Raw genomic sequence first — 10,910 nt, 5'->3', positions numbered from 1 at the left:
GGGCATCCGCCGGCCGTACGTCTTGAACGATTCGGACATGGCACCGGCAGATCGGGAGATGTCAGCCGCGAACCTCGACGATGGCGCCGAGTGCGCGGATGATCACCTCGGCGGCGCGTTCCCGGCCCTGCGGCCGGGCCTCGACGATGTCCTCCAGCCACAGCCCGGACAGCACGGTCGTGACGAAGCGGACCTGCGCGCGGCCGCTGGGGCGGCCGGTACGGCGCAGCACGGATGCGACGATCTCGTCGCATCCGTCGGTCCAGGCACGGGCGACGCTCTGCAGGGCGGGGTCCCGGCCGGCCTGCAGGTACAGCTCCCACAGGCCGAGTTGCCGGGGGCGGTCCAGGGTGTACACGGTGGCGAGGATCTCCGCGAGCCGCTCGGGCGGACCGGCGGGCAGGGCGTCGAGGTAGGCGCGCATCTGGTCGAGCTCCCGCTCCACCAGCAGGGCGAACGCCTCGGTCAGGAGCTGGTCGCGGCAGGAGAAGTAGTAGGAGGTGGCCGCGAGCGGCAGGCAGGCCCGCTGGGCGACCGCGCGGTGGGTCACGGCGGTGAAGCCGCCCTCTCCCAGCAGGTCGACCGCCGCCTCCAGCAGCGCCTCGCGGCGACGCAGCGCTCGTTCCTGCGGGCGGCGCCCGCCGCCGGCGGCCTGATCCCGGTCCGGTGCCATTTCCTGCTCTGGCCTCCCTGTGCTCCGGCCTCCATCCGGCTGGGGACCGCCGCCGACAACTCTCTCGGCGGAGGCACGCCGGGTCAAACGATCAGGCGGTGGCTCTGCGGACAGAAGGTCAGGGGGTTCCAGCGAGGTTGAGGACGACGACGCCGCAGATGATCAGCGCGATGCCCGCGATCTTGGCGAGGTTCATGGCCTCACCGAAGAACAGCGCCCCGATCAGGGCGATCGTGGCCGTGCCGATGCCCGCCCAGATCGCGTATGCGAAGCCGACCGGCATCTGCAGCTTGAGCGCCTGGGCCAGCAGGACGAACGAGGCGATGTAGCAGACGGTGACCACGGCGCTCCACCCCAGCCGAGTCAGCCCATCGCTCAGCTTCAGGGCGGAGGTGGCCACGACCTCCGAGGCGATCGCACCGGCGAGCAGAAGCCAGGCCATGGAACCCCTTTCATTAAACAGGACGCTTGTCCCACTTTAAATGTCGGTCAACGTCCTGGCGAGAGCCTTCCTGCCGGGGACTCCAGCTATCCCCGGGCCGGGTAACCGTTCGGCGTGGGCGCTTGGCGGGAGGGTCGAATGCGTGTTCTACTGATCTCTATGCGTGGCGACGCCTCTCCCGCGACGATGGCTCCGGCGGTGCAGCACCCCGTCCACCGGCCCGTTGATCAGCCTGTGCAGCAGTCGCTGCTCGACGGTGCGCTCGACGGTTCCGAGGCAGGTGCGGCGCCGTCGCAGGCGGCCTCGCGGCGGATCGAGCGGCGGGCGGTCACCCGGATGCTCGGCGACGTCACCTGCCTGGAGGTGGCGGCGCGGACCGCGATCGATCGGATCCCCGAGACCGCCGGGCTGCCCCACCGGTGGGCGGCGAGCCCCTACCGGGGATGCGAGACCGGGTGCCGTCACTGCGGGGCCCGGCGCGGCCACCGCTATCTCGGGCTGGACCCCGGAGACGACTTCGCCACCCACATCGTGGTGAAGACCGACCTGGCCGACCGGTTACGCCGCGAGCTCGGCTCATCCCGCTGGTCCGGCGACGGCGTGGCGCTCGGCCTCAACGGAGACTGCTACCAGCCGGTGGAGGAGACGTATCGCCTGATGCCGGGCGTCATCCGGGCCCTGGCCGATGCCGGAAACCCCTTCACCGTGCTGACCAGGAGCCCGCTCGTCCTGCGCGACCTCGACCTGCTGCGTGAGGCCGCCAAGGTGACCCAGGTCGGCGCGGCCGTGTCGGTGGGCTTCGTCGACGATCGGGTGCGCCGGGCCGTCGAGCCGGGAGCGGCCACCCCGCAGCGGCGGCTTGAGGTCTGCGCCGCGCTCAACGACGCGGGAATCCCCTGCGGGGTGCTGATGGCGCCGATCCTGCCGCTCATCACCGACTCCACCGACCACCTGCAGGCCACCGTCCGGCGGGCGGCCGAGGCGGGGGCGGTCAGTGTGACACCGCTGGTCCTGCGTCTGTCCGCCGGTGTCCGCGAATGGTACCTGGGGTGGCTGGCGCGTGAGCATCCCGGCCTCGTGCCGCGGTACCAGGCGCTGTACGGCAGGGGCCAGGTCGCCGATGCCGGCTATCGTGCCCGGGTGGCCGAGCAGGTGCGGGCGCTGGCCGAGATGTACGGCATCGGCCGCTCGGCCCGGCGCTGGCGCCGCCGCCGCTCCCCCGCCCGCCAACTCTCGCTGGTGTGAGGGGAGCCGGCTACGCAGCGGCGCCACGACCTAGTCTAGTATGCAGGCCCTGGCCCGGTGAGGCGCGGACCCGGCGGATTCTGTCGGTCGCGCCTGTCAGTATCGGATCCATGAGCGAGATGCTGGCGGGGACGGTCGCGTTGGTCGCGGGTGGGACGCGGGGTGCGGGGCGTGGCATCGCGGCCGAGCTGGGCGCGGCGGGTGCCACGGTCTATGTGACCGGGCGCAGCACCCGGGAGCGGCGCTCGGAGCTGAACCGGCCGGAGACGATCGAGGAGACCGCGGAGATGGTCACCGCCGCCGGCGGCCTCGGCATCCCGGTCCAGGTGGACCACCTCGAGCCCGAGCAGGTCCGGGCCCTGGTGGAGCGGATCGAGCGGGAGCAGGGTCGGCTCGACGTACTGGTCAACGACATCTGGGGTGGGGAGCTGCTGTTCAGCTGGCGTGACCGGCTGTGGGAGCACTCGCTGGAGACGGGCCTGCGGATCCTGCGGCTGGCCGTCGACACGCACATCATCACCAGCCATTACGCGCTCCCGCTGTTGATCCGGCGGCCCGGCGGCCTGGTGGTGGAGGTGACCGACGGCACGGCCGACTACAACGCGGCCAACTACCGCATCTCCTTCTTCTACGACCTGGCCAAGACCTCCGTGACGCGCATGGCCTTCGCCCAGTCACGGGAGTTGGCGCCTTATGGCGCGACCGCGGTGTCGCTGACGCCCGGCTGGATGCGCTCGGAGATCATGCTGGAGCACTACGGAGTGACGGAGGTGAACTGGCGCGACGCGCTCGCCGCGCAACCTCATTTCGCCATCTCCGAGACGCCCGCGTTCGTTGGGCGTGCGGTCGCGGCGCTCGCGGCCGACCCGCAGGTGGGCCGGTGGAACGGGCAGTCGCTGTCGAGCGGGCAGCTCGCTCAGGTGTACGGCTTCACCGATGTGGACGGCAGCCGGCCGGACGCCTGGCGGTACATGGTCGAAGTCCAGGACGCCGGCAAGCCCGCCGACGTGACCGGTTATCGGTGATGAACCCGTCTCAGGTAGGGACGCTACGGCTTCTTGCACGGTTTATGGCTTTAACAGTGCGGGACGAGGATCAGCGCATTACTGGCGGCTACCCGATCACCCTGCGGGACGCGCGAGGCGTGTCGAGGACCATGAGGGATTCACCGAAGTCCGCCACGATCTTGAGCTGTCCGCCGAGCGCGGCCACATATGCCGCCAAGGTGGCCACCTCGCTGACCACTCCGTTCTCGATTTGTGAGATGCGCGCCTGGGAGACGCCCATGGCCTGCGCGACGTCCTCCTGGCGCAGGCCACGCCTGCGCCTGGCCTCGGCCAATTGATGAGCACGTTGCCGTGCGATCAACTCCGCACGGCGTTCGGCTACGTCGCTTTCATCCTCGGGTCGGACCAGCTCGCCACGGAGCTCGGCCCAGGTCACCGCATCGTCTGTCACGACTCCCTCTCTTTCAGGTATCGGGCGAAGCGAACCTCCGCTGTCTTGATCGCGATGTCGTACCAGCCGTTCCAATTGCTGGACTTGTCTCCCGCGACCAGAAAGACAGCCTGACGCCAGGGGTCGAAAACGAACAACAATCGCACCTCGCTTCGCCCGCTGGATCCAGGACGGAGCTCCTTGAGATTGCGGATCGTGGAGCCTTGAAGCGTGTCGACCAACGGTCTGCCGAGGCCGGGGCCTTCTTCGGCGATACGATCCAGGGCGGCAGCGATCAAGATGAGCGTCTGACGATCCATCCTCCGCAGCTCATGAAGCCAGTCTCGAACTTCTGGGACGATCACTATCTGCCAACTCACCCCAGGATAATAAATTTCTTATGTTGATCCAAGTGCCGTTTCGGCAACTCCTTGCATGTGTTCTGTCACGGAGAGGAGTGCGAGGGGGTTCACTTCCCCAACAAAAGAGGCAGCGGGGGGTGCAGATAAACTAAAAGTATGTTCTACCGCAAGCCGCTCGAAGAGCGCATCGCCGAGCGGGTGGCCAAGCGGCCGCCGCTGAAAGAGGGCAAGCACTTCGAGCATCGCCCTGCGCTGATCGTGTTCTGCGTCATCATCGCCATCGCCCTGGTGAAGGTCGCCGGCGCGTTCGTGCTCATGTATTACGACGTGTTCTGATCCCGGGTCGCGCCCGGGACGTTCGGGCCCCGGGCCGAGTCCCGCCGATGTGATCAGGCGTCGGAGTCCCCGCCGGTGAGAGCGCTGCCCTTCTGCCACTGACTGAACGGCATCTGCCAGAAGCCCCAGCCGTTGTTCCACTCCAGCGGCCGGTTGGTTCCGACGATCTTCACGACGTCGCCGCGATGGAAGTTGTCGTAGTACCACTTGGCCTGGGTCGGGTGGGCGTTGATGCAGCCGTGGCTGACGTTGGCGCGGCCCTGGGAGCCGACCGACCAGGGGGCGCTGTGCACGTACTCGCCGCTGCTGGAGATGCGGACGGCGTGGTCGACGATCTCCTTGTAGTACCCGGGGTCGCCCTCCTTCTTACCCGGGGAGATCATCGTGACCGGGTTGCCGCGTTCCATGGTCAGATGGATGCCGCTGGTGGTGGTGTATTCGCGGGTGGTCCCTTTGCCGGCGCTGATCTTCATGGTCTGCACGGTCTTGCCGTCGCGCTTGACCACCATCATGTGGGTCTTGACGTTGACCGTGCTGACCCACGCCGCGCCGATCTTGATGGTCTCGGTGTGGTCCTCCACGCCGTACATGTCGCGTCCGCCGCGTACGCCGGTCAGGTTCGCGGTGAATGTCACCTTCTGGTGGGCGGGCCAGAACTTGGCCGGCCGGTAGATGACCAGCCGGTCGTTGATCCACCGCCAGGCGCCCTTGACGGGCTTCTCGGCGTCGATCTCCAGGGCCTTCTCGACGGCGGCCTTGTCGGTCACGGCCTGGTTGAAGGTGACCATGATCGGCATGCCGACGCCGACCGTCTCACCCTTGATGCCGGGGGTGACGTCGGCGACGGCCAGTGCGTACTTCGGCTTGAGCGTGGTGAACTGGCTGGCTGCCGTGGCGGGGCCACCCTCACCGCTGGCCTTGGCCGACACGGTGTACTTACTGGCGGGCTTGAGCGGCTGCCTGGAGATCCACCTGGTGCGGTCCGCGTTGAACTTGCCCTCGACCGGCGTGCCGCCGGCCGCCTGGACGGTGACCTCTTCCAGGGCGCCGCCGGCCGCGGTGACGATCACGGTCTTGTCCGGGCGCACCGTGGCGCTGCCCTTGACCGGGCTGATCTTGATGGAGGGCGCCGGGGTGGGCGGGGCCGTCTCAGCGGCGCCGCCCGCCGCTCCGGGCGCGCCCGACCCTCCTGAGCATGCCGACAGCGCCGCGGCCATGGCCACGGCGACTCCGGCGATCGTCAACTTCGAACGAGTGTGAGTGCTCGGCACGATCTCTCCCCCACAGTGCAAAGGGCACCCTAATGACTCTATTGGGGGTTGCCAGTTATATGCACGCTTTGCCGTGTGATTCGGTCACAATTCGATCACCTAAGAGCTGGATTTCACCAGCTCAGGGTAAGGTCCGCGTCAAAATCCGCCAAGTACATCAGTCAGTGTGACGCTCAGTGCGGCGGGCGTCATGCCGCCGGGCGGACGAGTCGGGCCTTCTCACGGATCCCTGCGAGAGCCGTCGAGAAGCTCAGAAGTCCGGGCACCGGCCGGCTCGGGCAGCCCTCCATGGTCTCCTACCTGTCCGATCATTGACCGCGGAGGCGGTGGGTCAGGCCGGTGTGGCGGCGGCCGGCGCCCCTGGTGCGCACGGCCTGCCCCAGCGCGCGCCGTGACCCCACGATGACCACGAGCTTCTTGGCCCGGGTGATCGCGGTGTAGAGCAGGTTGCGCTGCAGCATGGTCCACGCACTGGTCGCCAGGGGGATCACCACGGCGGGGTACTCGCTGCCCTGGGAGCGGTGGATGCTGACCGCGTAGGCGTGGGCGAGCTCGTCGAGCTCGTCGAAGGAGTAGTCGACGTCCTCGTCCTCGTCGGTGCGGACGGTCAGCCTGCTCTCCTCGGGGGTGATGGCGGTGACGACGCCGACCGTGCCGTTGAACACCCCGGCCGCGCCCTTGTCGTAGTTGTTGCGCAGCTGGGTGACCTTGTCGCCGACCCGGAAGACGCGCCCGCCGTAGCGGCGTTCGGGCATGCCCTCCCGGGCCGGCGTCAGCGCCTCCTGCAGTGCGGTGTTCAGCGCGCCGGCGCCGGCGGCGCCGCGGTGCATGGGCGCGAGAACCTGGACGTCGCGCCGGGGGTTGATCCCGAATTTGGCCGGGATGCGCCGGGCCACCACGTCGACGGTCAGCGCGGCGATCTCCTCCGGTTCCTCGCAGGGGAACAGGAAGAAGTCGGCGAACTCCCGGACCAGGGGCTGCTGCCCGGTGTTGACCCGGTGGGCGTTGACGACCACGCCGGACTCCTGTGCCTGGCGGAAGATCTGCGTCAGCCGTACGCGGGGGACGTCGGGCGCGGCCAGCAGGTCGCGCAGCACCTCCCCGGCGCCGACCGACGGGAGCTGGTCGACGTCGCCGACGAACAGCAGGTGGGCGCCGGGTGGTACGGCTTTGGCGAGCTTGTTGGCCAGCAGCAGGTCCAGCATGGACGCCTCGTCGACCACGACCAGGTCGGCGTCCAGGGGGTTGTCGCGGTCGAAGGAGGCGTCCCCGCCCGGGCGCAGCTGCAGCAGCCGGTGCACGGTGGTGGCCTCGTGGCCGGTCAGCTCCGACAGCCGCTTGGCCGCCCGTCCGGTGGGAGCGGCGAGGATGACCTTGGCGCGTTTCGCCCGGGCGAGCGTGACGATCGAGCGGACGGTGAAGCTCTTGCCGCAGCCGGGGCCGCCGGTCAGGACGGCCACCTTCTCGGTCAGCGCGAGCCGTACGGCCTGGGCCTGCTCGGGCGCGAGGTCGGCGCCGGTCCTGCCGCGCAGCCAATCGAAGGCGGTGGGCCAGTCGACGGCCTCGAACGCGCCCAGCCGGTCGCGGCCGGAGGCCAGCAGGCCCCGCAGCGTGCCGGCCAGGGAAAGCTCGGCGCGGTGGAACGGCACGAGGTAGATCGCCGGGACGGTGCTGTCTCCGCTCTCCCCTGCCGGGACGTCCTCGCGGACGACGCCCTCCTCGGCGGCCAGTTCCTCCAGGCAGGCGGCGGTCAGCTCGGCGGGCACCTCGAGGATCTTGACGGCGTCGGCGACGAGGTTGGGCGCCGGCAGGTAGCAGTGCCCGTCGTCGGCGGCCTCCGACAGCGTGTAGCGCAGCCCGGCCTTGACCCGTTCGGGGCTGTCATGGGGGATGCCGACCGCCTGGGCGATGGTGTCGGCGGTCTTGAACCCGATGCCCCACACGTCGTCGGCGAGACGGTAGGGCTCTTTGCGTACCACGCCGATGGAGGCCTCGCCGTACTGCTTGAAGATCCGCACGGCGATCGAGGTGGACACGCCGACGCCCTGCAGGAAGATCATCACCTCTTTGATGATCTTCTGTTCCTCCCAGGCGGCGGCGATCATCCGGGTGCGTTTCGGGCCGAGCCCGGGGACCTCGACCAGCCGCTCGGGCTCCTCCTCGATCACGCGGAGGGTGTCGGTGCCGAAGTGGTCGACGATCCGCTCGGCCATCTTCGGGCCGATGCCCTTGATCAGTCCGGAGCCGAGGTAGCGCCGGATGCCCTGGACGGTCGCCGGCAGGACCGTGGCGTAGGACCACACCTCGAACTGCCTGCCGTACCGGGGGTGGGATCCCCACCGGCCGGTGAGCCGCAGCGATTCGCCGACCTGTGCGCCCAGCAGCGGCCCGACGACGGTGAGCAGCTCGCTGCCCGAGCGTTCGGCGGCGACCCGGGCGATCGTGTAGCCGGTCTCCTCGTTGGCGTAGGTGATCCGTTCGAGCACCGCCTCCAGCACGGTGCCCGGCGGCCTGTCCGCTGCCGCGCCGGGAGGATTGGTCATGGCTGGCATTGTCTCCCAGACGGGGTCGCGCCGCGTACGGCCTGCCCCGTGCTGTGCGCCGGATCCGGTGCCGCCGGGACGCTAGCCTGGTGCGATCGACGATGCGGTCGTGACTGGGGAGGTCGGCGGGATGGTTCTGGAGGGTACGGCTCGCGCGATGCTGCGCAGGCTGGCGGTCGAGCAGGCGCAGTCGCGGGTGCCCTCGCTGGTGGCGGCGGTGGTCCGGGGTGGGCAGATCGCCTGGTTCGGGGCCCGGGGGCGGGTCGGCGGGCAGCGGCCGGACCGGGACACGCAGTACCGGATCGGGTCGATCACCAAGACGATGGTGGCGGTCATGGTGATGCGGCTGCGTGACGAGGGGCGGCTGGACCTGCTCGATCCGTTGGACAAGCACGTGCCGGGCACGCCCGTGGGTGAGGCGACGATCGCCCAGTTGCTGTCGCACACCAGCGGGCTGACGGCCGAGCCGCCCGGCCAGTGGTGGGAGCGCACGCCGGGGGTGGCGGTGGCCGAGATGATCGGGGCGATGGGGCCGGAGTCGGCTCGGCATCGGCCGGGGCGGCGCTACCACTACTCCAATGTGGGGTTCGGGCTGCTGGGCGAGCTGGTGGCGCGCAAGCGGTCGGCGCCGTGGGAGCAGGCCGTGCGCGAGGAGATCCTCCAGCCGCTCGGCATGCGCGACACCACCGCGCGGCCGCGGTCCCCGCACGCGAGCGGGTACGCCGTGCACCCGTGGGCCGATGTGCTGCTGCCGGAGCCGGAAAACGACCATGGCGCGATGGCCCCGGCCGGGCAGATGTGGTCGACTGCTGCCGATCTGGCGCGCTGGGCGGCCTTCATCTGCGGTGACACGGGTGGGGGTGGCATCGGGGAGGTGCTGCGGCCGGACACGCTCGCGGAGATGCGCGAGCCGGCCATCGTGGAGGACGGCGACTCCTGGAGCCGGGGGTACGGCCTGGGCTTCCAGCTCGCCCGGCACACCGGTCCGCGCGGCTCGCGGCGGCTGGCCGGCCACACCGGGTCGATGCCCGGTTTCCTGGCCACGGTGTGGGCCGATCCCGCCGACGGTGTCGGCGTGCTGTGGCTGGCCAACGCCACCTCGGGGATGCGCGGGCCGCTCGACACCGATCTGCTGGACATCCTCGCCGAGCACGAGCCGCCGCTGCCGGCCGAGTGGGAGCCCATCGAGGTCGACGACGACCTGCTGGCGCTGACCGGGCCGTGGTATTGGGGGCCGGCGCCGTACGTGCTGCGGGTGCTGCCGCGGCGGGGGCTGTCGCTCACGCCGGTCAGCGGCCAGGGCCGGGCGTCGCGGTTCGCCGCCCGGGACGACGGCACCTGGCTCGGGCTGGACGGCTACTACGCCGGCGAGACCCTGCGGGTGGTCCGCTCCGGCGACGGCGGCGTGCACCTGGACCTCAACACGTTCGTGTTCACCCGCGAGCCGTACGATCCGGGGGCCCCGGTGCCGGGCGGTGTGGACCCCCAGGGGTGGCGGCGAGGGGCCGGCGGTGAGCCGCCGAGATGAAGGTGTGTCGGTGGGGACGGCAGCGGCTGTGCTCGCGCCGCCCCGGGGGTTCCCACCGTCATGTCCAGTAAACCCCCCCTTGTCTTTACTTGACCGGCGGCGTGGTATCTATTACCTTTTAGGCAGCTAAGGGCGCATATGTCCGTTTCTTAGGTCAACTGCGTCCCATCTCTGACCGACGCGGCGTTCCCTCCGGGGATGCCGCCCGGCCGCCGAGTCCGCGTCCACGCGGAGCCGGGGACCCACCTCTCCTGGGGTGAATCGGTGCGCTGTGCCGTGCCGTAGGGCGACTTCCAGCCCGAACCCGTCAGCTAACCCGGTAGGCGGCATGGAAGCAAGGGAGTAGACCCCGCATGCACGCCCTCAAGTCCTGTGTTCGTGCTGCCCTCGTCACCGGCGCCGCGACCACCGCGCTCGTGTCCGCCGTCGTCGCCGGGCCGCAGGCCGCGCTGGCCGCCACCACCCACGCCGCCCCCGCTCACGCCACCGCGGTCACGGGCCACATCGCGCAGGCCGGCGGCCACGGCAACCCCGACTCTCTGGCTCAGATCGCCCGCACGCTGCCCAAGGTCAGCCCGCAGGACGTGCTGAAGCTGGCCGCCAGCCAGGTGGGAATCACCGAGAACGGCGACGGCGGCGGGACCAAGTTCCACGACTGGTACATGTCCACTCCGCGCGCCCAGGAGACCCTGGCACGTGACGGCGGCACCCTGGACGGCTACGCCAACGCCCCCTGGTGCGACATGTTCGTCTCCTGGGTGGGCGAGCGGCTCGGCATCGGCCCCGTCATGGGGTCGGACGCCTACACCGTCGAGCACGCGACGTGGTTCGCCGAGCACGGCCGGTGGGGCCAGACGCCCAAGCCCGGCGCCGTGGTCTTCTTCGACTGGAGCGGCGGCGGCGACATCGACGGCATCGACCATGTCGGCTTCGTCGTCCGCGACAACGGCGACGGCACCATCGAGACCATCGAGGGCAACACCGGTGACGGCGGCGCCGTCGAGGAGCGCACCCGCTCCACGGGCTACGTGGCGGGGTACGGCTACCCGCTGTACACCGCGCCGTGACGCGGC

11 protein-coding genes and 1 riboswitch are annotated in these 10,910 nt (G+C 70.1%); of the genes, 5 read left to right on the top strand and 6 right to left on the bottom strand.

The genetic code is table 11. The annotated features are described in order from the left end of the window. Window positions 1–61: 61 nt before the first annotated feature. Complete coding sequence (locus Mth01_RS04325) at window positions 62–673, bottom strand: TetR/AcrR family transcriptional regulator (RefSeq protein WP_204011521.1); 612 nt, start codon at window positions 671–673, stop codon at window positions 62–64. Between the two features lie 118 nt (window positions 674–791). Continuing rightward, window positions 792–1,115 carry a DMT family transporter gene (locus tag Mth01_RS04320; RefSeq protein ID WP_204011519.1) on the bottom strand — a complete coding sequence of 108 codons (324 nt, stop codon included), beginning with the start codon at window positions 1,113–1,115 and terminating at the stop codon, window positions 792–794. A 138-nt stretch (window positions 1,116–1,253) separates the two neighbouring features. Between Mth01_RS04320 and Mth01_RS04315 the strand changes: the two genes are divergently transcribed. After that, window positions 1,254–2,360, top strand: a complete 1,107-nt coding sequence (locus Mth01_RS04315; protein ID WP_239089343.1) for a radical SAM protein — start codon at window positions 1,254–1,256, stop codon at window positions 2,358–2,360. A gap of 110 nt (window positions 2,361–2,470) precedes the next feature. Continuing rightward, window positions 2,471–3,385, top strand: coding sequence for an SDR family oxidoreductase (locus Mth01_RS04310; RefSeq protein ID WP_204011517.1), 915 nt, complete (start codon window positions 2,471–2,473; stop codon window positions 3,383–3,385). An 88-nt stretch (window positions 3,386–3,473) separates the two neighbouring features. Here the strand turns inward: Mth01_RS04310 and Mth01_RS04305 are convergent, their stop codons facing one another. Beyond that, the gene (locus Mth01_RS04305; RefSeq protein WP_204011515.1) at window positions 3,474–3,818 is read right to left on the bottom strand and encodes a helix-turn-helix domain-containing protein; all 345 of its coding nucleotides are present in this window, start codon (window positions 3,816–3,818) and stop codon (window positions 3,474–3,476) included. Then, window positions 3,815–4,117: a type II toxin-antitoxin system RelE/ParE family toxin gene (locus tag Mth01_RS04300; RefSeq protein ID WP_204011512.1), complete on the bottom strand. Its 303-nt coding sequence runs from the start codon at window positions 4,115–4,117 to the stop codon at window positions 3,815–3,817. The genes Mth01_RS04305 and Mth01_RS04300 overlap by 4 nt, the downstream gene beginning before the upstream one ends. Window positions 4,118–4,315: 198 nt before the next feature. On the opposite strand from Mth01_RS04300, the gene Mth01_RS04295 reads away from it, so the two are divergent. Further along, window positions 4,316–4,495: a hypothetical protein gene (locus tag Mth01_RS04295; RefSeq protein WP_204011509.1), complete on the top strand. Its 180-nt coding sequence runs from the start codon at window positions 4,316–4,318 to the stop codon at window positions 4,493–4,495. A 53-nt stretch (window positions 4,496–4,548) separates the two neighbouring features. Here the strand turns inward: Mth01_RS04295 and Mth01_RS04290 are convergent, their stop codons facing one another. Both Mth01_RS04290 and recD2 read right to left on the bottom strand, forming a co-directional pair. Continuing rightward, window positions 4,549–5,766 carry a L,D-transpeptidase gene (locus Mth01_RS04290; protein WP_239089342.1) on the bottom strand — a complete coding sequence of 406 codons (1,218 nt, stop codon included), beginning with the start codon at window positions 5,764–5,766 and terminating at the stop codon, window positions 4,549–4,551. 308 nt (window positions 5,767–6,074) lie between these two features. Next, window positions 6,075–8,309: an SF1B family DNA helicase RecD2 gene (recD2, locus tag Mth01_RS04285; protein WP_407695916.1), complete on the bottom strand. Its 2,235-nt coding sequence runs from the start codon at window positions 8,307–8,309 to the stop codon at window positions 6,075–6,077. A 109-nt stretch (window positions 8,310–8,418) separates the two neighbouring features. Here recD2 and Mth01_RS04280 point away from each other — a divergent pair, with 109 nt between their 5' ends. Both Mth01_RS04280 and Mth01_RS04275 read left to right on the top strand, forming a co-directional pair. Continuing rightward, window positions 8,419–9,837 (top strand): serine hydrolase domain-containing protein, encoded by a 1,419-nt coding sequence (locus tag Mth01_RS04280; protein WP_239089341.1) that lies wholly within the window; start codon window positions 8,419–8,421, stop codon window positions 9,835–9,837. A gap of 200 nt (window positions 9,838–10,037) precedes the next feature. Continuing rightward, window positions 10,038–10,177: riboswitch (cyclic di-AMP (ydaO/yuaA leader) on the top strand. 13 nt (window positions 10,178–10,190) lie between these two features. Next, a complete protein-coding gene (locus Mth01_RS04275; protein WP_204011503.1) occupies window positions 10,191–10,904 on the top strand; it encodes a CHAP domain-containing protein in 714 nt (237 codons plus the stop codon). Window positions 10,905–10,910 lie beyond the last annotated feature (6 nt).

Origin of the sequence: Sphaerimonospora thailandensis (genome assembly GCF_016863115.1) — a bacterium.
Classification (GTDB): Bacteria; Actinomycetota; Actinomycetes; order Streptosporangiales; family Streptosporangiaceae; genus Sphaerimonospora; species Sphaerimonospora cavernae.
This window is presented reverse-complemented; position numbering and strand designations above follow the sequence as displayed.

Coding starts and splice junctions, on each gene's coding strand:
- Mth01_RS04310 (WP_204011517.1), top strand. CDS start 2,471: ATGAGCGAGATGCTGGCGGGGACGGTCGCGTTGGTCGCGGGTGGGACG.
- Mth01_RS04320 (WP_204011519.1), bottom strand. CDS start 1,115: ATGGCCTGGCTTCTGCTCGCCGGTGCGATCGCCTCGGAGGTCGTGGCC.
- recD2 (WP_407695916.1), bottom strand. CDS start 8,309: ATGACCAATCCTCCCGGCGCGGCAGCGGACAGGCCGCCGGGCACCGTG.
- Mth01_RS04315 (WP_239089343.1), top strand. CDS start 1,254: ATGCGTGTTCTACTGATCTCTATGCGTGGCGACGCCTCTCCCGCGACG.
- Mth01_RS04275 (WP_204011503.1), top strand. CDS start 10,191: ATGCACGCCCTCAAGTCCTGTGTTCGTGCTGCCCTCGTCACCGGCGCC.
- Mth01_RS04325 (WP_204011521.1), bottom strand. CDS start 673: ATGGCACCGGACCGGGATCAGGCCGCCGGCGGCGGGCGCCGCCCGCAG.
- Mth01_RS04300 (WP_204011512.1), bottom strand. CDS start 4,117: ATGGATCGTCAGACGCTCATCTTGATCGCTGCCGCCCTGGATCGTATC.
- Mth01_RS04295 (WP_204011509.1), top strand. CDS start 4,316: ATGTTCTACCGCAAGCCGCTCGAAGAGCGCATCGCCGAGCGGGTGGCC.